The organism is Cupriavidus basilensis, from assembly GCF_008801925.2.
Lineage (GTDB): Bacteria > Pseudomonadota > Gammaproteobacteria > Burkholderiales > Burkholderiaceae > Cupriavidus > Cupriavidus basilensis.
This window is the reverse complement of the sequence record NZ_CP062804.1, coordinates 1,389,982-1,409,781: the sequence shown is the minus strand read 5'-3', so window position 1 is coordinate 1,409,781 and position 19,800 is coordinate 1,389,982. Positions and strand designations below refer to the sequence as shown.

The 19,800-nt window shown below is 67.4% G+C and carries 22 protein-coding genes; 7 read left to right on the top strand and 15 right to left on the bottom strand.

Translation table 11 applies throughout. From position 1 onward, the window contains the following. Positions 1 to 3 precede the first annotated feature (3 nt). Both F7R26_RS27175 and F7R26_RS27170 read right to left on the bottom strand, forming a co-directional pair. On the bottom strand, positions 4 to 678 hold the full coding sequence (locus F7R26_RS27175; RefSeq protein ID WP_150986577.1) for a heavy metal response regulator transcription factor: 675 nt from the start codon (positions 676 to 678) through the stop codon (positions 4 to 6). A 336-nt stretch (positions 679 to 1,014) separates the two neighbouring features. After that, a complete protein-coding gene (locus tag F7R26_RS27170) occupies positions 1,015 to 1,290 on the bottom strand; it encodes a hypothetical protein (protein ID WP_193692252.1) in 276 nt (91 codons plus the stop codon). A gap of 167 nt (positions 1,291 to 1,457) precedes the next feature. Between F7R26_RS27170 and F7R26_RS27165 the strand changes: the two genes are divergently transcribed. From F7R26_RS27165 to F7R26_RS27145, 5 genes are all read left to right on the top strand, one after another. Beyond that, complete coding sequence (locus tag F7R26_RS27165) at positions 1,458 to 1,766, top strand: hypothetical protein (RefSeq protein ID WP_150986579.1); 309 nt, start codon at positions 1,458 to 1,460, stop codon at positions 1,764 to 1,766. 9 nt (positions 1,767 to 1,775) lie between these two features. Continuing rightward, positions 1,776 to 3,209 carry a TolC family protein gene (locus tag F7R26_RS27160; protein ID WP_150986580.1) on the top strand — a complete coding sequence of 478 codons (1,434 nt, stop codon included), beginning with the start codon at positions 1,776 to 1,778 and terminating at the stop codon, positions 3,207 to 3,209. Between the two features lie 2 nt (positions 3,210 to 3,211). Next, positions 3,212 to 4,513 (top strand): multicopper oxidase family protein, encoded by a 1,302-nt coding sequence (locus tag F7R26_RS27155; protein WP_150986581.1) that lies wholly within the window; start codon positions 3,212 to 3,214, stop codon positions 4,511 to 4,513. A 29-nt stretch (positions 4,514 to 4,542) separates the two neighbouring features. Beyond that, positions 4,543 to 5,052 carry a cupredoxin domain-containing protein gene (locus F7R26_RS27150; RefSeq protein ID WP_416351366.1) on the top strand — a complete coding sequence of 170 codons (510 nt, stop codon included), beginning with the start codon at positions 4,543 to 4,545 and terminating at the stop codon, positions 5,050 to 5,052. Positions 5,053 to 5,117: 65 nt separating this feature from the next. Then, a complete protein-coding gene (locus F7R26_RS27145) occupies positions 5,118 to 5,477 on the top strand; it encodes a copper-binding protein (protein WP_150986582.1) in 360 nt (119 codons plus the stop codon). A gap of 19 nt (positions 5,478 to 5,496) precedes the next feature. Here F7R26_RS27145 and F7R26_RS27140 read toward each other — a convergent pair whose 3' ends face one another. From F7R26_RS27140 to F7R26_RS27090, 11 genes are all read right to left on the bottom strand, one after another. Further along, positions 5,497 to 5,829 (bottom strand): H-NS family nucleoid-associated regulatory protein, encoded by a 333-nt coding sequence (locus F7R26_RS27140; protein WP_043355655.1) that lies wholly within the window; start codon positions 5,827 to 5,829, stop codon positions 5,497 to 5,499. A gap of 249 nt (positions 5,830 to 6,078) precedes the next feature. Beyond that, entirely contained in the window at positions 6,079 to 6,477 is a 399-nt protein-coding gene (locus F7R26_RS27135) for a DUF350 domain-containing protein (RefSeq protein ID WP_150986583.1), read from the bottom strand. 71 nt (positions 6,478 to 6,548) lie between these two features. Further along, positions 6,549 to 7,292 carry a hypothetical protein gene (locus F7R26_RS27130; protein ID WP_150986584.1) on the bottom strand — a complete coding sequence of 248 codons (744 nt, stop codon included), beginning with the start codon at positions 7,290 to 7,292 and terminating at the stop codon, positions 6,549 to 6,551. Between the two features lie 26 nt (positions 7,293 to 7,318). Next, complete coding sequence (locus F7R26_RS27125; RefSeq protein WP_150986585.1) at positions 7,319 to 8,491, bottom strand: glutathionylspermidine synthase family protein; 1,173 nt, start codon at positions 8,489 to 8,491, stop codon at positions 7,319 to 7,321. Next, positions 8,488 to 9,897 (bottom strand): saccharopine dehydrogenase C-terminal domain-containing protein, encoded by a 1,410-nt coding sequence (locus F7R26_RS27120; RefSeq protein ID WP_150986586.1) that lies wholly within the window; start codon positions 9,895 to 9,897, stop codon positions 8,488 to 8,490. Before F7R26_RS27120 ends, F7R26_RS27125 begins: the two co-directional genes overlap by 4 nt. A 78-nt stretch (positions 9,898 to 9,975) precedes the next feature. Continuing rightward, the gene (locus F7R26_RS27115; protein ID WP_241754747.1) at positions 9,976 to 10,938 is read right to left on the bottom strand and encodes a phosphatidate cytidylyltransferase; all 963 of its coding nucleotides are present in this window, start codon (positions 10,936 to 10,938) and stop codon (positions 9,976 to 9,978) included. A 6-nt stretch (positions 10,939 to 10,944) separates the two neighbouring features. After that, positions 10,945 to 11,571: a lysophospholipid acyltransferase family protein gene (locus F7R26_RS27110; RefSeq protein ID WP_150986587.1), complete on the bottom strand. Its 627-nt coding sequence runs from the start codon at positions 11,569 to 11,571 to the stop codon at positions 10,945 to 10,947. A gap of 6 nt (positions 11,572 to 11,577) precedes the next feature. Beyond that, positions 11,578 to 12,048: a hypothetical protein gene (locus F7R26_RS27105; protein ID WP_241754746.1), complete on the bottom strand. Its 471-nt coding sequence runs from the start codon at positions 12,046 to 12,048 to the stop codon at positions 11,578 to 11,580. Then, positions 12,029 to 13,450 carry a phosphatase PAP2/dual specificity phosphatase family protein gene (locus F7R26_RS27100; protein ID WP_416351372.1) on the bottom strand — a complete coding sequence of 474 codons (1,422 nt, stop codon included), beginning with the start codon at positions 13,448 to 13,450 and terminating at the stop codon, positions 12,029 to 12,031. The genes F7R26_RS27105 and F7R26_RS27100 overlap by 20 nt, the downstream gene beginning before the upstream one ends. Continuing rightward, on the bottom strand, positions 13,450 to 15,240 hold the full coding sequence (locus tag F7R26_RS27095) for a bifunctional alpha/beta hydrolase/class I SAM-dependent methyltransferase (protein WP_150986588.1): 1,791 nt from the start codon (positions 15,238 to 15,240) through the stop codon (positions 13,450 to 13,452). The genes F7R26_RS27100 and F7R26_RS27095 overlap by 1 nt, the downstream gene beginning before the upstream one ends. Before the next feature lie 6 nt (positions 15,241 to 15,246). Continuing rightward, the gene (locus F7R26_RS27090) at positions 15,247 to 15,912 is read right to left on the bottom strand and encodes a CDP-alcohol phosphatidyltransferase family protein (protein WP_193692251.1); all 666 of its coding nucleotides are present in this window, start codon (positions 15,910 to 15,912) and stop codon (positions 15,247 to 15,249) included. Between the two features lie 505 nt (positions 15,913 to 16,417). Here F7R26_RS27090 and F7R26_RS27085 point away from each other — a divergent pair. Then, a complete protein-coding gene (locus F7R26_RS27085) occupies positions 16,418 to 16,684 on the top strand; it encodes a hypothetical protein (RefSeq protein ID WP_150986590.1) in 267 nt (88 codons plus the stop codon). Positions 16,685 to 16,707: 23 nt separating this feature from the next. Here F7R26_RS27085 and F7R26_RS27080 read toward each other — a convergent pair whose 3' ends face one another. Together F7R26_RS27080 and F7R26_RS27075 are read right to left on the bottom strand one after the other, a co-directional pair. After that, a complete protein-coding gene (locus tag F7R26_RS27080) occupies positions 16,708 to 17,550 on the bottom strand; it encodes a beta-keto acid cleavage family enzyme (RefSeq protein WP_150986591.1) in 843 nt (280 codons plus the stop codon). Positions 17,551 to 17,622: 72 nt separating this feature from the next. Next, positions 17,623 to 18,594, bottom strand: a complete 972-nt coding sequence (locus F7R26_RS27075) for a 3-hydroxyacyl-CoA dehydrogenase family protein (protein WP_150986592.1) — start codon at positions 18,592 to 18,594, stop codon at positions 17,623 to 17,625. Between the two features lie 122 nt (positions 18,595 to 18,716). On the opposite strand from F7R26_RS27075, the gene F7R26_RS27070 reads away from it, so the two are divergent. Continuing rightward, positions 18,717 to 19,643 (top strand): LysR family transcriptional regulator, encoded by a 927-nt coding sequence (locus tag F7R26_RS27070; protein WP_150986653.1) that lies wholly within the window; start codon positions 18,717 to 18,719, stop codon positions 19,641 to 19,643. Positions 19,644 to 19,800 lie beyond the last annotated feature (157 nt).

Genomic DNA, 19,800 nt, shown 5'->3' with positions numbered 1-19,800 from the left:
GGCTCACCGGGATTCCTCTTCCAGCACGTAGCCCATGCCGCGGCGCGTGTGGATCAGCTTGGCGGGAAAGGGATCGTCGACCTTGGCACGCAGCCGGCGGATGGAGACATCAACCACATTGGTGTTGCTGTCGAAATTCATGTCCCAGACGTGGGAGGCAATCAGCGAGCGCGACAGCACTTCGCCGCTGCGGCGCGCCAGCAGTTGCAGCAGCGCGAACTCCTTGGAGGTCAGTTCCAGCTTCTGGCCATTGCGCGTGACGCGGCGCTTGACGGTATCGATCTGCAGGTCCGCCACTTCGATCAGCTCACTTTCACGCAGCGGGCCACGCCGCAGGATGGTGCGGATGCGCATGACCAGCTCGGCGAAGGCGAAGGGCTTGACCATGTAGTCATCGGCGCCCAGCTCCAGGCCCTTGAGCCGGTCCGGAAGCGCATCGCGCGCGGTGAGGAACAGGACCGGCGTATCGCGCTCGCGCCGCAGTTCCTGGAGCACCTGCCAGCCATCCATGCCCGGCAGCATGACATCCAGCACGATAAGGTCGTACTCCTGCCCGCGTGCGTGGGCCAGGCCGTCCACGCCATCGCGCGCCAGGTCCACCACGAAACCGGATTCGCTCAGGCCCTTGCGCAGGTAGTCACCTGCCTTGGGTTCGTCTTCGACAATCAATATGCGCATAGTTATTCACTCCGGGCCATCCACTTGCCCTGCAAGACCGACACGCTATACGAGCAAGCCCCGCCGCGGCGGAAGATGTCAGCATTGTCATGTTGGCGTCACGCTACCGCACCTTTCGATGCAGGTACAATACCGGCTGCTGATTCCCCTGCCCCGATGAAACGCGTCCTTAGCTACTTCCTGTTGTGCCTTGCCATGATCGCGCTGCCCGCACAGGGTGTCGCGGCGGCAGTCATGATGGTCTGCAGCGCGGCGCAATCCGTGCATTCGGGGCATTCGGGGCAGGTGCCATCCGTCGTGCTGCCGGCCGATTCGCCGGCCGTGGAATCGATGATGTTACGCCATGCGGCCATGAAGTCGCAGGCGGAGGCCGCGCTTGGCAGCCATGCCGGCGCGCATTGCCATGACGCGGCCGACCCGGCCCGGCAGACGGACGGGACGGCCAGCCTGTCTGGCATGACTCACCAGCCCGCCCATCAAGAGCATCAAGACCATCAGGATCACCATGCCAGCCATGGCGCCGGTGGCGCCTGCAGCGCCTGCTCGGCCTGCGCGCTCGGGGCCGTCATGCCCACCATCCTGCCTGAACTCGCCCTGGCCAGCCACGGCCATGCCGCACCGGTAGCCACCCTGGCCACCTACGCCGGCTTCCTCCCCCCCCCCCCGACCGCCCGCCCGCCGCACGCTGCTGACACCCGAGGTGCGTCCAGCGCACGCTCGCCCCCGGTTCGTCTTACCCCGCGCCGTCATTCGCGCATCCCACGAACACTGAGGTTGTCATGCATTTCGTCCGCATTCTTGCGGCGGCTTGCCTGGTGCTCGGGCCGACCTTGTCGTCGGCCCAGTCCAGCGCGCCCGCCGCCGATCCACTCGATCCGCGCGCATCCGTGCCGCCGCTGCCGGCACCGAACGTGCTGGCGGGCTACGTGCCGTTCCAGGCGCAAGCCATCGCCCCGTGGCGCGAGTCCAACGCGCAGGTCACGCCGATGGCGGGCAAGGACGCAACGGGCGCCAATGCGCCCATGTCCATGCCCGCGTCGACACCAGCGGCCAAGCCCGCCGCCGCCGGCCACGGCCACCACCACTAAGGAGGCCGCATGTCTTTCCCATTGCCAATCCGGCCGGGACTGGCCGCGGCGGCCTGTGCCCTGCTGCTGGCCGGCTGCGCCGGATTTACCGCCGATGGTGGCTTCGGCACCGCGGCCACCGCCGCGCGCGAGCGCCTCGGCAAGGATGCCATCTGGGTCCGCTCCGACCAGGACCGCGCCGCCGTCTACGAGCGCACCCAGGCCTTGCTGGCGCAGCCGCTCGACGCCGACAGCGCCGTGCAGATCGCGCTGCTCAACAACGCCGGCCTGCAGGCGGCCTTTGCCGACCTGGGCATTTCCGAGGCCGAGTACGTCCAGGCAACGCGCCTGCCCAACCCGGGATTCTCCTTCAGCCGCACCCGCCAGGGCGACGACCTCAAGATCGACCGCGCCATCTCCGTCGGCCTGATGAACCTGCTGGTGCTTCCGCTGGCGGCCCGCATCGAGCAGGACCGCTTTACCCAAACCCGGCTCGCCGTGGCAGACACCTTGCTGCGCCAGGCGCTGGAAACGCGCAAGGCCTTCGTCAACGCAGTGGCCGCGGAGCAATCGGCGCGCTATGCGGAGCAGGTCAAGAACGCCGCCGAAACCGGCGCGCTGTTCGCCCGCGACCTGGCGCGTGCAGGTAACGTCAGCGCGCTTGACCACGCGCGCGAGCAGGCCTTTTACGCCGAGGCCGCGACCCAGCTGGCCCGCACCCGCCAGCAGGCACTGGCCGCGCGCGAGCAGCTCACGCGCCGGCTTGGCCTGTGGGGCACCGGCGCGCAATACCGACTCCCCGAACGCCTGCCGGACTTGCCGAAGGGGCGTCCCGTCATGGCGGACCTGGAGGGCTATGCCATTGCCAGCCGCCTCGATCTGCAGGCCGGCAAGCTGCAACTGGATAGCCTGGCGCGCTCGCTTGGCCTGACCCGCGCTACGCGCTTTATCAGCGTGCTGGACGTGAGCTACCTGCACAACTCGGAAACCGGCAAGCCGCGCGAAACCGGCTACGGCATCGACATCGAGATCCCGTTGTTCGACTGGGGCGGCGCCCGCGTGGCGCGGGCCGAGGCGGTCTACATGCAGGCCGCCAGCCGGCTCGCCGAGCGTGCCATCAATGCCCGCTCGGAAGTGCGCGAAACCTACGCCAGCTATCAGGCGCGCTACGACATCGCCCGGCATTACCGCGACGAGGTAGTGCCGCTGCGCAAGCGCATCTCCGACGAAGGCATGCTGCGCTACAACGGCATGCTGGTCAGCGTGTTCGAGCTGCTGGCCGACGCGCGCGAGCAGGTCGGCGCCGTCAACGGCTATCTGGATGCGCTGCGCGAATACTGGGTGGCCGAAACCGAGCTGCAGGGCGCGCTCGGCGGACGGCTGCCGGACGGCAGCGCATTGCCTCTGCCTGCATCCGCCTCCCCGCCCTCGCCGGCCTCGCCCGCCACGCCCAAAGGACAATGACCATGGTTACCCGAAGACAATTCCTGCATGGCTCCGGCGCCACCATGCTCGGCGCGGCGCTGGTGACGCGCGCCGGCGCCGCGGTGCTGCCCGAGGCCGCGCTGCAAGCCAGCCCCGCCACCCAGCCGCCGCTCGCGCCTGCCACCGGCCGCCCGTACAACCCGGTGGTGACGCTCAATGGCTGGACCCTGCCCTGGCGCATGCGCCAAGGCTGGAAGGAGTTCCACCTGGTGGCGGAGCCCGTCGAGCGCGAGTTCGCGCCCGGCATGAAGGCGCACCTGTGGGGCTACAACGGCCAGAGCCCTGGCCCCACCATCGAGTGCGTGGAAGGCGACAAGGTGCGGATCTTCGTCACCAACAAGCTGCCGGAACACACCACCGTGCACTGGCACGGCATCATCCTGCCGGCTGGCATGGACGGTGTCGGCGGCCTCTCGCAGCCGCATATCCCGCCCGGCAAGACCTTCGTCTATGAGTTCGAGATGAAGCACGCCGGCACCTTCATGTACCACCCGCATTCCGACGAGATGGTGCAGATGGCGATGGGCATGATGGGGTTCCTTGTGGTGCATCCGAAAGACCCGGCGCAGATGCGGGTCGATCGCGATTTTGTGTTCCTGATCTCGGCCTACGACATCGACCCCGGCTCCTACACGCCGCGCGTGGCCGAGATGACGGATTTCAATATGTGGACCTGGAACAGCCGCGTGTTCCCGGGCATCGACAGCCTGCCGGTACGCCTGGGCGATCGCGTGCGGATCCGCTTTGGCAACCTGACCATGACCAACCACCCGATCCACCTGCACGGGCACCGCTTTGAGGTGAGCGGCACGGACGGCGGCTGGGTGCCCCCGTCCGCGCGCTGGCCGGAGGTGACCACCGACGTGGCGGTGGGACAGATGCGCGCCATCGAATTCATCGCCGACAACCCCGGCGACTGGGCCTTCCACTGCCACAAATCCCACCACACCATGAACGCGATGGGCCATCAGCTGCCGACCATGATCGGCGTCAAGCAAAAGGACCTGGCCAAACGGATGAACGCGCTGGTGCCGGATTACATGGCGATGGGCGAGGCAGGCATGGCGGACATGGGCGGCATGGAGATGCCGTTGCCGGACAACACCTTGCCGATGATGACGGGACAGGGGCCATTCGGGCCGATCGAGATGGGCGGCATGTTCACGGTGCTCAAGGTGCGCGCCGGCCTTGGCCGCAACGATTACCGCGACCCCGGCTGGTATCGCCACCCCAAAGGCACGGTTGCCTTCGAATACGCCGGCACGCCGCGCGCCAGCCAATGACCACGCCAGCCAGAAAAAGGAAAGACAACATGCGAAACAGGAAATCCCGCGCCGCTACCGCCTGGATGGCGGTGGCCAGTGCCGTCGCCCTTGCCCTCCCGTGCGCCGGCGCCTTCGCCGCCGGCGACCACGGCGGCCATCATGCCGGCGAGGCCACCAGCGCCGCCAGCGCGATTGGCGAGCCTGGCGACGCGGCCAGCGTGAGCCGCACCATCCAGGTGAACATGACCGACAACATGCGCTTCAGCCCGGCCGATATCCAGGTCAAAGCAGGTGAGACCGTGCGCTTCGTGGTGCGCAACGCCGGCAAGCTCCGGCATGAGATGGTACTCGGCACCGAGGCCGACCTGAAGGCGCACTACGCCGAGATGCTGAAGCTGCCCGAGATGGAACACGCCGACCCGAACGCCGTCACGCTCGAAGCCAGCCAGCGCGGCGAAATGGTGTGGCGCTTTACGCGCAGTGGCCGGGTGGACTTTGCCTGCCTGCAGCCCGGCCACTATGACGCCGGCATGCGCGGCAAGGTCAGCGTGCGCTAAGCGATTTCGCGGCGCGGCGACGCCGCGCCCTGTATGCAATACCAGCCAACCAGGAAGGAGTGCAAATGAACCCCAGCAAGAACCTGCTCGCGCTGCTGCCGCTACTGGCAGCCTTCGCCGCCTTGCCGGCCCAGGCCGCCACCGATGCCTGCAATGCTCTCGCCCCGGCCAGCGCGGCGCAAGCCGAGGCTGTGCCAATGACCGATGGGGAAATCCGCAAGGTAGACGCCGCGGCCGGCAAGCTGACCATCAAGCATGGCCCCATCGCCAACCTGGATATGGGCGCCATGACAATGATCTTCCGCGTGCAAGACCCAGCCCTGCTGGGTCAGGTCAAGGAAGGCGACCACGTGAGCTTCAGCGTGATCCGGGCCAACGGCGCGCTGACGGTAACCACGCTGGTGGTGCAGCCGCCGGGGAAGTGAGAGGGTTTTTATCCGCCGTTTATCCGACCCGGAAGAAATCGACCGTCTGCCCCGCGTTGACTGCCCGCTGCAGCCACTCCGGACGCTCGCCGGTACCGTCCCAACTCTGGCCCATGGCATTGCGGTAAAGCGCCCGGGCTGGCTTTTCCGCCTCGGGGGCTGCCGCCGGCGCGGCGGCCGGGGGCGTAACGGCCAGCGTGGCCCTTGGCACTGCCTGAGCCGGTGCCGGCGGAGCCGGGGGGGCAGCGAAACAGCCCGCTTCGAGTAAATCGTCGAGCGTGAGGCCGTGGCGATCCATCTGCTCACGGACCCACGTCGCCGCGGCTAGTTTGGCTTCATCAGACTCTGACATGACTTTCGTAATTGACTTTGCCGCCGGACAGATGGCCGGCAAAGCGGAGGAAGGGGGGCAATCCGGCGGGTCAAGCCGCCTGTGAGGCAGGATTTTACAGGGTCTTGCGCCTTTGCTGGCGCAGACATTTCCTAAGCGTTAATGCCAGTTGCCGCGCGGCCCCTGGCACGCCCTCAGATCCCGCCAACGCACCGCAAGGTGCACACTCCGTCTCTCGGAGCCCGCCCGCATGCCAAGGCAGCGGCGACACTAGGCCAGGCACGCGGCATTGACGATGCCCGCCGCCAGCGATACCACCCCCATCAGCGCACCCATGCCGCGATTATCCGCGGTGATTTCCTCGCTGACGCCGCGCAGCGCCCGCGCCACCAGCACATAGGCCAGCACCTGCACCACGAACGCGCCAAAGCCCCACAGCACGAACATCGAGAAGGCTGCGTTGTGCTGGATGCTGGCCGAGAGCGTCAGAGAAAACCCCAGCACGGCGCCGCCCAGCGACAAGGCCGCCGCCACATTGCCCCGGCGTATCAGTTCGAACTCGCGGTGCGGCGTGATCCGCGTGTACACGATTAGAAACAGCCCCAGCATGGCGAAGCTGGAAAGAATGTAGATCAGGTAGGCGTAGACCGGTTGCATGGGCAATGTCATGTGGATTCCTGGTTGGGTTGGACCGGATTTGGAGCAGATTTGGAGCGGATCAGAAAGGATGCGATGCTGCCTTAGCCGCCGCCGGAGCGCCCAGACCCGCCAAAGCGGCTGGTAAAGCCGCCGCGCGAGGACACGGCAGGCGCCCGGCTGACAGCGGCCGCGCGCATCGACATGCCGCTGCCCGCGCCACGCCCGAGACTGCCGCGGCCCAGCGTGGCCTCCTCGACCATCGTCGCATGCGGCGTGCCTGGCGCTTGGCTCACGCGGGTCAGGTTGCCGTTGCTGTCATAGACGCCCATGGGCCGCGAGTTGCCGCTCGACATGTCGCGCCGGGTCTGCGTGCCATCTGGGTGGTAGACGGTGCCGGACTCGGTGTAGTACGGGCCGTACCAGCGGGCCATGCCGCCGTGATACCCGCCGTAGTAGCCGCCGCCATGGCCACCGCTGCTGGTGCTGGCGCTGCTGCCATCGCTGCCAGCCGTATCCGCCAGGCTGGAGGCGTAGATGTTGTCGAGCGGCACGCCTTCGCAATCCTCGGGCGCATTCCAGTCAGCCACGCAATCGGCTTGCGAGGCATAGCTGGCGCGCCGCACGGTGACGGCTTCGTCGTCGCCATCATCGCTGCATGAACCGATCACCGCCACGCCGGCCGCCAGCGCGCAGGCGCCGATCAGCCATAGCGCCGGCGAGCGGGACTTGCGCCGGAGCGCGGGCTGGCCGGACCGCGCGGACCGGCTGGAGCCGCTTGCCCGCGGCTGGTAGGCGCTGCCGTACTTTGACGGCTGGCCGCCCTTCTTGCCTTTCTTCTTGGCCATTGCGCTGCGTTTCTCCTTTCTTCGGATTAGCCGTGCTGAAAATAATGCGGGACGAAGAAGCTGGTGTTCTTGGCGATCGGTCCCAGTTCCTCGCGCACGCACAGGCCGCTGGGCACGTCGTCGACCAGCCACACGCCGAGCGTGGTGTAGCGATCGTCAAAGCGCTGGGCGCTCGCGTAGGCCTGGTAGATAAAGCCTTCCTCGCCGTACTCGCCGGGATTCTCGAAACGCCCCTGCGGGGTCACCAGCGCCACGCTCTCGCCCTCGCGCGACAGGAACGGCTTCCTGGCATAAGAGCGCCCGGCAAAGGTGGCTTCGCGAAACGAGGCCTCGAGCAGATTCGGATGGCCTGGGAACAGGTCCCACAGGATCGGCAGGATGGCCTTGTTGGAGAGCACTGCCTTCCAGGGTGGCTCCACCCATCGCACCGCGCTGCCTGCCAGCTCCGTGCGATAGTCGGAAGTGGCCATCCATTCCCACGGGTAGAGCTTGAAGACCAGCTCCATCGGCTGGTCGTCGCCGTCGTAGAAGCCGCCGCGCCCATCGGAGCCAACCTGCTCCAGGTCGGTCAGCTTGACCGACCACCCTGCCTGCAGCGCCGTGTCCATCAGGTACTCGACATTGCAGACATCCTCCTGGCTGTCGAACATGCAGGCGAAATGCAGGACCTTGGCGTCGCGATAGTGGCGGCGCAGCCATTGCCAGCGCGACACCAGCGCTTCATGCAGGCTGTTGAACTGGTCGGCATCCGGGCGCACCGCCGCCTTCCAGAACCATTGCGCCAGGCTCGATTCGATCAGCGAGGTGGGCGTATCGGCGTTGAACTCGTACATCTTGGGCACGCCAAGCGCATCCATGGTCATGTCGAAGCGGCCGAACAGCGTTGGCTCGTCGCGGTCCCAGGAGGTACGGATCAGCTCGGCAAAATCCGGGGCAATGGCGAGCTGCGCAAACAGGTCGTGGTCAATCACGTGCTGCACGGCTTCCAGGCAGCGCTGGTTCAGATCGAGCGCGGCGGCATACAGCGCCTCGATCTCCTGCGCCTCGAACTCGTAGGCGACGTCTTCGCGCCAGTAGAAGAACGTGTTGCGATCCACCTGGCGCGGCAGGTTCTGCTCGTCGAGCGAGTGGAAGTGAAAACCGATGCGCTCAAGCTGCTGCGGCCAGTCGGCACGCGGGGTCTGGGCAATGCGTTTCATGGCAGGGCGATCTCCGCGGTGCCCGGCGCTGGCGCCGGCGCGGATGCGGTAATGAGGAATTCGTCGAAGGCCAGCGAGCGACGGCCCGGCCAGGGGGTCCAGTCGGTGAAGCGCGTGACGAGAGGCGCCCACCAGCCGGCTGCGTGCTCCAGCACCATGTGGTGATCCATGGCATCGGACTCGGTCACGCCGCGCACCGGATTGGCCTGTGCCCAGCGCATCGCGGCGACGATGCTGGAGGCCACCTGCAGGCTGGTGGCGGAGTTGTGCGGCGCCAGCGCGCGTGCCCGGTGGATGTCGAGCTGCGAGCCGTGCCACACCGCGCCATGGCGCCCGCTCATCAGCAGCACGCCAAGCTCATCCACGCCATCGACGATCTCGTCCTTGAGAATGCGGTGGCTGGCAATGCGGCTGGCGTCGCGCTCGCCCAGCCACTGCATGGATGCCATCGTGGCGCGGGTGGGGCGGTAGGCGTAGTAGGCCGTGGGCCGGTATTGCGGCTCGCCGGGCGTGGCACAGCTGAAATACTCGGCGATCGAGATCGATTCGTTGTGCGTGATCAGGTAGGCATCGAACGGACCGTGCAGCGCGGACCAGGAGCGCACACGGGTACGGTGCCCGGGCCGGTCCAGCACGATCGCCGCATCGCTGCCGTAGCCATGGCGCCGGCCACCGGCAGGCAGCGCGGGCTCGTGGCTGCCCCAGCCCAGTTCGGCGTCCTGCAGGCATTCCGTGATGAAGCCCTCGGCCGACCAGGTATTGGCGAATTCGCCGTGCGCCGGATAGCCCGGGGCGCACTGGCTGTCGTGCTCCGCCACCTGGATCACGCGCACGTCGAGCCGGCGCGCGAGCCGGGCCCAGCCAGCCTGGTCCCGCGGTGGGGTGTCCGGCACGCCGGCGTGCCGCGCGAGTTTCAGCAAGGCGGCTTTGACCAGCAGCGAGACCAGCCCGGGATTGGCGCCGTGGGCAACCAGCGCGGTGGACATCCGCTCGCGGCCGCGGGCGAATGCCAGCATCTCGCTGCGCAGGGCGTAGTTGCTCAGATGGGATGAGGCTACGCCGTCCTCGTAGTCCCATGGCTCGATGCCGCTATCCAGGTAGAGCGCGTGGTGTGCCTGCGCAAGCGCAATCAGGTCGCGGCTGCACACGGCGGGCGCCAGGTTAAGCAGGCAGGTTTGCGCCCCCAGCAGCGGACTCAGCACCCGTGCAAAGTTGTCCGGCGCCACCGTGGCATGCAGCGGCGTGGCGCGGTATTGCCGGGCCAGCGCCAGGCGGTGAGCGTCCATGGCCCGGTCGACAACCGTTACCGCCGCTTCCGGGTGAGCCCGCGCCAGCAAGGGCAGGATGGCCTGGCCGATGCAGCCAAAACCGACAATGACGATATGCTCGATGCACTTGCTAGACATGATGACAACGTGCCGGGCCAACACGCAGGCTGGACCGGAAAAATTCAAGAAAAATAACGACGAAGGCGATGGACCCGCTCAGGGCACCCACCAGTACCGCGTGATGTGAAAGAAGATCGGCGCGGCGAACACTACCGAGTCCAGCCGGTCAAGCATGCCGCCGTGGCCCTGGATCATCTGGCCCCAGTCCTTGATGTTGCGGTCGCGCTTGATCGCCGACATCACCAGCCCGCCCAGGAAGCCCATCAAGGCGATCACCAGCGCGATCAGCCCCGCCTTCCAGGGTGAGCCGTAGGGCGTGATCCACCAGAGCGAGGCGCCCAGCGCGGTGGCGCTGGCCACGCCGCCGACAAAGCCTTCCACGGTCTTGGACGGCGACAGCAGCGGCGCGATCTTGGTCTTGCCTAGCAGCTTGCCCCACACGTACTGCAGCACGTCGCTGCCCTGCACCACGATCACCAGGAATGCGATCAGCAGCAGGTTGCGATCCTCGAAGCCGGGAATCGGCAAGGTCAGCAACGCCGGCACATGCGATACGCAGAACACGCAGATCATCACCGCCCACTGCACCCCCGCGCAACGCTCGAGAAAGCGCGTGGTCTCCGCGGACAGCGCGGAAAGTATGGGCAGGATCAGGAAAGCGTAGACCGGGATGAAGATGGAAAACAGCCCGTACCAGCCGGTGTACACCAGCACGTATTGCAACGGCAGGAAGACGAAGAAGGCGGCGACGATGGCGCGATGGTCCCCCCGCCGCGTGGTGGTGATGGTGATGAACTCGCGCAAGGCGAAGAACGACAGCAGGTAGAACAACACGATGATGGCGGTGCGCCCCATCACGAACGCTACCCCTAGCACGCCGATCATCCACCACCATGCCGACACGCGCGCGGCAAGGTTGTCGATGACCGCGTGCGGGCCGCCCCGGGCCACGCGCCAGCGCAGCAGCGCGGTCACCGTGGAAGCCAGCACGAGTACGCCCAGCACGCCGCCAAACAGCAGCCACGTCTCATGCATCATGGTCAGGTGAGGAAAGGTCATGGGTTCTTAGTCCAGCGCGGGCGCCAACGTCAGCAGGCCGTCCCGGCAGCGCGCCAGGAAGTCATCCTTGGCTTCTTCCGCGCCAAGGGTCAGCGGCTTGCCGAACGTCACGGTACATAGCAGGGGCACCGGCACGATCTCGCCCTTGGGCATCACGCGGTTGAGGTTGTCGATCCACACGGGCACGAACTCGATCTCTGTGCAAGCCTTCGCCAGGTGGTAGATGCCGCTCTTGAAGGGCAGAAGCCGTTCGTCGGTGGTATTGCGCGTGCCCTCGGGAAACAGGATCAGCGAGTCGCCTTTGCGCACCGCCTGCTGCATCAGGGCCACGGGATCGCTGCCCGGCTCGCTGCGGGTGCGATCGATCAGCAGCGCGTTGAATACATCCTTGCCGATAAAGCGGCGCAACGCCGACTTGTTCCAGTAGTCCGCGCCGGCCACGGGCCGCGTAAGCGAGCGCAGCTCCGGCGGCAGGCAGCCCCAGATCAGCACGAAGTCGCCATGGCTGCTGTGATTGGCAAAATAGATACGCTGCGCCGCGGCGGGCAGGCAGCCGTTCCAGCGCGCCTGCATGCCAGTCAGCAAGCGCGCGAACAGGATGATGGCGCGCGCCACCAGTCTGGAAATCCACATCGTGTGTTATCTCAGCAGCAGTAGCAGCAAGGCCACCAGCAATTGCAGGGCGGCGAGTCCCGCGGCCCAGTGGAGAAAGCGCAAAGCGCCGCGAACGCGCCGCGCCAGGGATCGCCCGGCGGCCTCGGGAGCCGCCCATCCGAGCAGCGCCAGCGCCTGGTCCAGCGAGGCCAGCGTCGAGACTGGATCGGCGATGCGCAAGGCCTCGGCAAGCGCGGCAAACAAGCGGCGATCGATTGCCACGCGGATCAGCAGCCACAGCTGGACCGCGCCGAGCAGCGCCGCCACGATGCCAAGCACCAGATAGATCTGCCCCGCCGGCGACAGGGTACCGGCCAGCAGCAGATTGATGAGTGCCAGCACCAACCCGGCCCAGAGCACGCGGCCCGCGCCATCGAGTCCACCCACTGCGGCCTGCGCCATCCAGTGCCCGGCGGCGGCATCCAGGTGATGGTCGTCATGCATCGGAACGGACATGGCCTGCTCCCCCAGAAGACTGTGCAGCCGCCTGCCGGCGGCGGATGAATTGCGACAGCGCTGCCACGCTATCCGGGCCCAGCACCACCGCCGGACGCCCCTTGCGCAGCAGGGCCAGCGCCTGCCCGGCATCGCGCGCGCCAGCGTGGCCTGCGATCCAGGCGGCGGCCACCAGCGCGCTGCGCGAATACCCCAACGCGCAGCATACAAGCACCTTGCGGCCATCGCGATGCCAGGCTTCCAGCACGGCCACCGCTTCGTCCAGCTGCGCCGGCGCGGGCACGGTCAGGTCCAGCACCGGCACGCAGCGGTACCAGGCGGCATCCGCCAGCCGCGGCAGCTCGGCGGTCAGGTCGAGCACGGCATCGGCCCCGAGGCGGCGCAGTTCGGCGCCGCCAGGGAAGCGGCCGACCCAGAGGCCGGGCACGATCTGGCTGGCGCCGGGCTGGCGGCGCGTCCACCAGCGCGAGTTGGCCAGCGCGCCCAGCAGGTAGGGCGCCAGCACCCAGCGCGTGGCCATCGGCATGGTGCCGTCGTGGCGCTTCTGGAACATGGCCGCAACGCCCTGCCGGTAGATCGCCGCGACGCAAGCCAGCGACAGGGCCAGCCAGCCCAGCAGCAAGGCGGCGAGGGCCGAGGCGGGCAACAGCGCCAGCGCTACCCCCCCGACGGCCAGTGCGCCCACTGCGTAGCGCCCGGCCAGTTGCCGCGTGCGCACGCGGGCAGCGGGCTCTGCATTGCCCTGCCCCATCCCGAAGGGAAACAGGAAAACGCAGAACCAGCCCACCAGCCAGCCGGTGGGCACATCGATGACATGGTGCTGGTACGTGGTCAGCACCGACACGCCGATCAGCGCGAACCAGCCGTGCAGCAGCCAGCGCCAGGCGCCGCGCGCGTGCATGGCATAGGCCACCCACAGGATCACCAGCAGGCTGATGTGCAGTGACGGCGCCTGGTTGAACGGCTTGTCGAAGCCGCCCAGCAGCGTGAAGAGGTGGCCGGGCACGCCGTCGGCCTGCGGGCGATCAAAGGCGAAACGCAGCGGAAAGGCGATGAAGCAGGCCACCGAGATCAGTTGCGCCGCCAGCAAGCGCTTGGCATGGACAAGCAGATCGGCGCGCGTGCGCCAGAGGAAAAAGGACAGTCCGTAGAGCAGGTCGATCGACCAGTACGGCACGATGCTCCAGGGCACAAAGGGAATGTGCCGCTCCCATGCAAAGTAGAAGAACGGGACCTCGGCACGCTGGCTCGCCAGCCAGTTGGCCAGCCCATAGGACGAGAAAAACAAGGCGCCCATGCCAGCCAGCAGGACCACGGCAAGGCCCCAGGGGCGAGCCTGGGCAGCGCCCGGCTCCCCTGCGGCCATGTCCGCGGCCCGGTCTTCGGCCTGCTGGCGCAGCATCACGCGGCCCTGCGCGCCAGGCTGACCGTGAAGATGCCCCACGGGTCGATACGCTGCGCGATCTTCTCGAAGCCGGCTTGCCGCACCAGCTCATCCATCTCCGCCTGCGAGCGGCGCCGCATCACCCAGGCCGAGCCTGCGCGATGGCTGGTGAGCGCGCGCGCGATGAACTCGAGCTGCGGGTGCCAGGGCTGCCCGGTATAGACGAGGTAGCCGCCCGGTGCCACCGCCCGCGACAGGCCGCCAAGCGAGCGAGACACCATGCCGTTGTCGCCGAACAGCTCATACAGGCCCGAGACGATGGCCAGCGTGGGGGCCGGATCGAGCGCGGCGAGGTCGTCGCCGTCGAAGGCGTCGCCCTTCTCGAAGCGAGCAATGTCGGACAGGCCCTTGCTGCGGATCAGCGCGCGGCCCTGTTGCACGTTGATATCGCTGTAGTCGCGCAGCAGGATGCTCTGTACCTGTTGCGCAGCCGCTCCGTCGATGCTCTTGGCGGCCAGCGCCTCCAGCACATAGCGGCCATGGCCCGCGGCGATGTCGACAATGCGCACCGGCACGCCGGCGGCGCGCAGGCTGTCGATGGCAACGCCAAGCAGCTCCTCGATGTTCACCTTGCGCTGGCGGATGCCCCGCCAGCCGATCGCGTCCAGGTAGTTGCGGTCGACCATCGGGCCGACGCCAAACCGCCCCTGCGCCTTGTTGCAGTAGACGTAGTCAAGCGTGGAGCCAGAATCGAAACCGGTCTTGTGCCCGAGCCGCACCCCGTCGGACAGCAGGCCGCCGAACTTCAGGCCGGCGCGCGCGAGGCCCCAGTAGATGCCTGCCGGGCTGGCCGGGGACAGCGGCTGCGCCAGCCGGTCGGACTCATCCTTGAAAGCACCGCTGCGATCGGCGCTCAGCAGGGAGACCGGCGCCGATGGCGTCTCGAACTCACGCACGATAAAGCGCCGCGCCGCCGCCACGGCCTGCGCGCGGTCGCGCTCGCCCAAGGTGTCGTGGTAGAAGCCGTCCAGCACGATGCGCTCCTTGACGCTGGAACCCAGCCGCTCATAGAACGCATCCTGCGGGCCACGATGCACCACCCAGTCCGCGCCGGAGATCAGCAACTGCGTGGGCACGGTGATGGCGGCCGCATCGGCCACGATGCGATCGGCCGTCTCGTAGAGATCCAGCAGGATATTGACGGCAATCGGGCGCGTAATCAGCGGATCTTGCTGGTAACTGGCGATGCGCTCGGGATCGTGCGTGAGGAACCTGGCCTTGACGTAGCTGTTGACGAAGAACTTGCCCCGCAGCTTGTGCATGAGCTTGAGGCCCGGCCGCGCCAGCGGCACGTAGAGCTTGACCTTGAACGCCGGCGAAGCCAGCACAAGGGCGCGGATCCGCGGCGCGTAGTCGTGCACCCACGTTGACGCCAGGACAGCGCCAACGCTCTGCGCGACCACGGCAATGCGTTCTACCGGAATGCCGTGCTCGGTGGCGATGTGGTCGATGAACGTCTGGATATCGCGCACCGATGTGGCCAGGCTGGGGCTATAGCCGCGCTCGCCCGGCGAACGGCCATGGCCGCGCGCGTCCCAGGCAAAGAAGGCGTGGCCGGGCAAGCCCAGTTCGTCCACCAGGTGGGCGATGCGGCCCGAATGCTCGTGCCCGCGGTGAAACAGCACAACGGCGCCCTGCGGTGCCTGGCCCGTGGCGGGCGCCGCAGGCCAGTGGCGATAGAACAGCGGCTGGCCATCGTGGGTTTCGAACTGTGACTCAACAGCGGTACGGCCGGTTTGACTATCCACGTAGCATCACTCCACGGGTTGGGAAGACGATTTGGCGTGCGGGGCTGCCTGGGCGCGGGCCTGGCGTGCCTGCTCGCCCTCGGCCACGCCGCGGCGCACCCGGTTGGCGATGGTCAGCAACGACAGCAGCGACAACAGCACCCACAGCCAGTGGGCTGCGTGCGCCAGGCTCAGCCCGAGGCCGGCCCATAAGCCCAGCGCGCCCAGCACCAGGGCCCGGTCGCTCTTGCCCAGGGGGCCGTCGTAGCGGCGGCTGGCACCCGCCAGCGGCCCGATCAGGCCAGCGCACTCGACGATGACGGCCAGCAGCGCAAACACCATGATCTCGCCGGCACCAAACGGCACAACGAGGGCGAACGGCAGGATCAGCGCAATATCGGAGACGATGTCCCCAAGTTCATTGAGATAGGCGCCCAACACGCTCTGCTGCCCGTGTTCGCGGGCCAGCATGCCGTCGATGGCGTTGAGCGCCATGCGCACGAACAGCCAGAGCGGCATCAGCAGGAACACGCCCGGCAGCCAGGCTAGCGCGGCCACCAGCGCCCCCGCTACCAATGACCCGCCAGCCGCAGCCAGCGTGACCTGGTTGGCGGTAACGCCGCGCGCGGCAAGGCGCTTCACCAATGGCCGCAGAAGAGCCTGGAACTTCGGTTTGATCTGGTAAAGCGTCATGTTTCACGACCTTTTCAGGCCTTATGTCATCTTCGGTCGCCGTTTTCGGCCATGGTATCCGCGCCGGCGGCCACTGGTCATGCCGGAACCGTTGCCCAACCTCCCTGCAGCCGCCCTTGACGGGCGGATGGTGTGCTGCACGCCCGACAATCGGGCAAGGATAGCTTGATTGCGCGTTTTCGCCAATGATTAAGAATTTATGAGATTTTTGGCACATTTTCGACACAGTTTGGGCGTGCCGAGCCAAGTTACTCCCCGCCAGGATTGGCGAGTCACGCCAGTTGGCAAAAGTTGGGGCGCCACGGGAAGACTTTGCGCGAACTTCGAAGGCGTTGGAGCTTGTGGAAAGCACGTGGCGGCGGACAAGCGATGCCGCCGAGGCAACGCCCGCTGCATGACAGCATTGTCATGTGCCGGTCATGTTGTCGTGGGTGCCTGTTTCTTAGACTGCCAGCACGGTCGATCGAAAGAGATCGCCCGCCCCTCGAATCCTCGGAGAGAAACAATGCGTACACTCAAGCAAGCCCTGCTCGCCACGGCGCTGGCCGCCACCCTTGGCGGTGCCGCCAGCCTCGCCAGCGCCGCCCCGCGCAGCGTGGACCCGTATCTCGATGGCGCGGCCACCGGCCAGGCGCGGGACATCTACACCCAGGGCGCCAACAAGCTCGGCCCGCGCGACCCGTTTACCGATGGCGCACGCAGCGGCACGCGGGACCCGTTCACCGACGGCGCGCGCAACGGCACCCGCGACTCGTTCAGCGACGGCGCGTAAGCATCGGCGCCGAGCGCCGCCGATCAGCGGATCTCGCTGTAGATTTGCCTGGCTTCGTTGGCCGAAGCTAGCGGGCGCCCAAGCGTGCGCGCGCCTTCGGCCGCCTGCCCGACAAGTGCCGCGTTGCCTGGCGCGGTGCTGCCGTCGCGCAGCTTCAGGTTGTTCTCGAAGCCCACCCGCACGTGCCCGCCAAACGCGGCGGCCGTGGTCACGCAGGCATTCTCCTCTCGCCCGAAGGCACAGATCGCCCACGGCAGCGCGCCGTCATAGACCTGCAGGAACGGCAGCAGGTCGCGCGGCGACGATACCTGCCCCGCCGAGTACCGGCCCAGCACAAACAGCACCGACCAGGCGCCCGGCGGCACCAGCCCGCGCGCGCGCAGCGCTTGCCAGCGCGCCACGTCGGCTGCGTCGTACAGGATGATCTGCGTCATCACGCGCTCGCGTGCCAGCCAGGCCAGGAAATCGGCCAGCTCGGCCTCGGCAATGTCCGGCACGGCGATCTCGCGCAGCCCAATGGAAACCGCCTCGGGCCGCAGCTCGCGCACCATGGCGATCTGCTCGGCCGCGCGGTAGATGCCGGCGGCTTCGCTGGTCACCTGGACCAGCAGGGCGTCGCCCACTTCCTTCTTCACCACGGCAAGCGCTTCGCGATAAATCTGTGGATCCAGCGAATGGCGGCCGTCGGGCTGGCGCACGTGCATGTGCATCATGGCCGCGCCGGCTTCCAGGCAGGCCCGCGCGTCGGCCGCCAGTGCCGCCGCGGTCAGCGGCACGGCCTGGTGGTCCTTGGCGGTCTTGTAGGCGCCGTTGGGCGCGACGGTAATGATCAGCGGCGAATCCGCCAGCAAGGTGTGTTCACTCATAGTGCGCTCTGGTCTACCAAATCGATCTGATCGATCTCATCGGTTTAGTGAATCTTGTGAATCCGGTGAGGTTCAGGGTTCGATCTTGGGCAGCTCCGGCGCGATCAGGTCGAGCCCCGCGCGCAGCAGCCGGTCATAGCGCTCGCGTTCCGCGGCGATGGTCTGCGGCGTCCACTGGTAAAAGCCTTCGCCGCTCTTCATGCCGTGGCGGCCGTCCGACGCGCGCTCGGTCAGGCACCGGGCCGGCTCCGCCGCGTTGTTGAAGGTCGGATACATGGTAGCCCCGGCTGCCGCGTGCACGTCGATGCCAGCGTGGTCGCGCTGCATGACCGGCCCGGCGGCCAGGAAACGAAAGCCGAAGCCAAAGCGCACCGCCGCATCCACATCCTCGGGCGAGGCGATGCCGCGGTCGATCAGGTCGAAGGCTTCGCGCGACAGCGCGTGCTGCAGGCGGTTGGCAAGGAAACCCGGCAGGTCCTTCTTCACCTTGACCGGCACCATGCCGCAACGGCGCATGAAAGCAATCAAGGCATCGGCGCCGGCCTCGGCGCTGCCCTCGCCCAGCACCACCTCTACCAGCGGCACCAGGTGCGCCGGCATGAAGAAATGCAGGCCGAGCATGCGCTCGCGGGTGGGCAGGCCCGCGCCGATGGCGCTGATCGGGAAACTCGAGCTATTGCTGGCGAGGATGGCATCCGGGCGCGCACGCTGGGCCAGGTCGGCGAACAGCGCGCGCTTGATGTCGAGCCGCTCGGGGATGCACTCGATCACCAGGTCGACCGTGCTCCAGTCGACTGCGTCGAGCCCTGCGGCTACCGTCAGTCCCGCCAGGCCAACCTCGGCCGCCGGGCCGATCGCGGCAAGATTGGCGGCTACCCTTGCGGCGACCGCTTCCGCGCGCTGCGTATCCGGTTCCACCACGGTGGTGCGGCAGTGCGCGCGGGTGAGCACCACGGCCACGTCGGCGCCCATGGTGCCGCCGCCTACCACCACGGCGTGCGCGGTGCCGGGAGCGGCTAGCGAAAAGTGGGCGGCGTCGGGCATGGCGTTCCTTTGAACTGTCTGGTGTCGGGATTGGGCATGAGTGTAGACAAGCCGCTTTGATTGATGAATCAGATTTTCTGGATAAAATGATCGATAATCAAGATCAATCTGCCATCCATGCCGTGAAAATCAACCTGTCGATGCGCGATGTCGAGACCACCCTGGTGCTCGGCCGCACCCTGAACTTCCGTCAGGCAGCAGGGCAGTTGCACCTGTCTCAATCTGCGCTGTCCACCCAGATCCTGCGCATCGAGGAATCCCTCGGCGTGCGGCTGTTCGATCGCACCACCCGCACCGTGCGGCTGACCGCGGCAGGCGAAGTCTTCATGCAGCAGGCGGCGATCCTGCAGGCGGCTTTCCGGGACGCCATCGACGCCGTGAGCGGCATTGCCAGCGCCGAGCGCGGCCATGTTGCGGTGGCCGCCCTGCCCTCGCTGGCCGCCCGCCTGCTGCCGCGCGTGCTGATGGCCTATCGGCGGGAGCATCCCAAGGTTACGCTCAAGGTCTTCGACACGCTCTCCGGCCCGGCCTTCGACCTGGTGCGCGCGGGCGAGGTGGACTTCGCGCTGACCGCGGCCGACCCGCAGCAAGCGGACCTGCACTACGACCCCATGATGTCCGACCGCTTCGTGCTGCTGATCCCCAGCGAGCACCCGCTGGCCCACGGCAAGGGGCCGGTGCGCTGGGCCGATACGGTGGACGCCGGCCATGTTTCCATGACGCACCCCAGCAGCGTGCGCCAGTACGCCGAATGGGCCTTCCTGCAGAACCGTATCCGCTTCCAGCCGGTGTTCGAGGCCGAGCACCTGGCCACCATCGCCGCCATGGTCGAATGCGGCTTCGGCGTGGCGGCGCTGCCTGAGATTGCGGCCGGCACGGTGCGCCAGGCCGGCATTGTCGAGCGCTTGCTCACCGCGCCGGTGACCGAGCGCTCGATCGGGCTGGTGACGGCACGCAACCGCAGCCTGTCGCCCGCGGCGGTGGCGCTGGTCGGCGTGCTGCGCGCCCACCTGGCCCAAGCCGGCGGCGGCGTGGCCGATCCGGCCTGAGCGGGCGGGAACGGGATCGCGCGAAGCGGTGAGCAAGGTGGTGAGCCAAGCGCAAGAGGCTTGAAAGCGCGCACGATATCGCGGTATGTTCGGAGCCCGCAGCCACCTAAGCGTAAGGACCCCTCAGTGACGCTGTCGTCGCCCACAGTACAACCCG

Excerpts from the sequence above, each read along its gene's own strand:
- F7R26_RS27115 (WP_241754747.1), bottom strand. The coding sequence starts at position 10,938 with ATGACCTTTCCTCACCTGACCATGATGCATGAGACGTGGCTGCTGTTT.
- F7R26_RS27135 (WP_150986583.1), bottom strand. The coding sequence starts at position 6,477 with ATGACATTGCCCATGCAACCGGTCTACGCCTACCTGATCTACATTCTT.
- F7R26_RS27105 (WP_241754746.1), bottom strand. The coding sequence starts at position 12,048 with ATGTCCGTTCCGATGCATGACGACCATCACCTGGATGCCGCCGCCGGG.
- F7R26_RS27125 (WP_150986585.1), bottom strand. The coding sequence starts at position 8,491 with ATGAAACGCATTGCCCAGACCCCGCGTGCCGACTGGCCGCAGCAGCTT.
- F7R26_RS27160 (WP_150986580.1), top strand. The coding sequence starts at position 1,776 with ATGTCTTTCCCATTGCCAATCCGGCCGGGACTGGCCGCGGCGGCCTGT.
- F7R26_RS27080 (WP_150986591.1), bottom strand. The coding sequence starts at position 17,550 with ATGAGTGAACACACCTTGCTGGCGGATTCGCCGCTGATCATTACCGTC.
- F7R26_RS27140 (WP_043355655.1), bottom strand. The coding sequence starts at position 5,829 with ATGTCAGAGTCTGATGAAGCCAAACTAGCCGCGGCGACGTGGGTCCGT.
- F7R26_RS27085 (WP_150986590.1), top strand. The coding sequence starts at position 16,418 with ATGCGTACACTCAAGCAAGCCCTGCTCGCCACGGCGCTGGCCGCCACC.
- F7R26_RS27090 (WP_193692251.1), bottom strand. The coding sequence starts at position 15,912 with ATGACGCTTTACCAGATCAAACCGAAGTTCCAGGCTCTTCTGCGGCCA.
- F7R26_RS27130 (WP_150986584.1), bottom strand. The coding sequence starts at position 7,292 with ATGGCCAAGAAGAAAGGCAAGAAGGGCGGCCAGCCGTCAAAGTACGGC.
- F7R26_RS27110 (WP_150986587.1), bottom strand. The coding sequence starts at position 11,571 with ATGTGGATTTCCAGACTGGTGGCGCGCGCCATCATCCTGTTCGCGCGC.
- F7R26_RS27165 (WP_150986579.1), top strand. The coding sequence starts at position 1,458 with ATGCATTTCGTCCGCATTCTTGCGGCGGCTTGCCTGGTGCTCGGGCCG.
- F7R26_RS27100 (WP_416351372.1), bottom strand. The coding sequence starts at position 13,450 with ATGCTGCGCCAGCAGGCCGAAGACCGGGCCGCGGACATGGCCGCAGGG.
- F7R26_RS27145 (WP_150986582.1), top strand. The coding sequence starts at position 5,118 with ATGAACCCCAGCAAGAACCTGCTCGCGCTGCTGCCGCTACTGGCAGCC.
- F7R26_RS27175 (WP_150986577.1), bottom strand. The coding sequence starts at position 678 with ATGCGCATATTGATTGTCGAAGACGAACCCAAGGCAGGTGACTACCTG.
- F7R26_RS27150 (WP_416351366.1), top strand. The coding sequence starts at position 4,543 with ATGCGAAACAGGAAATCCCGCGCCGCTACCGCCTGGATGGCGGTGGCC.
- F7R26_RS27120 (WP_150986586.1), bottom strand. The coding sequence starts at position 9,897 with ATGTCTAGCAAGTGCATCGAGCATATCGTCATTGTCGGTTTTGGCTGC.
- F7R26_RS27155 (WP_150986581.1), top strand. The coding sequence starts at position 3,212 with ATGGTTACCCGAAGACAATTCCTGCATGGCTCCGGCGCCACCATGCTC.
- F7R26_RS27075 (WP_150986592.1), bottom strand. The coding sequence starts at position 18,594 with ATGCCCGACGCCGCCCACTTTTCGCTAGCCGCTCCCGGCACCGCGCAC.
- F7R26_RS27170 (WP_193692252.1), bottom strand. The coding sequence starts at position 1,290 with ATGGCCGTGGCTGGCCAGGGCGAGTTCAGGCAGGATGGTGGGCATGAC.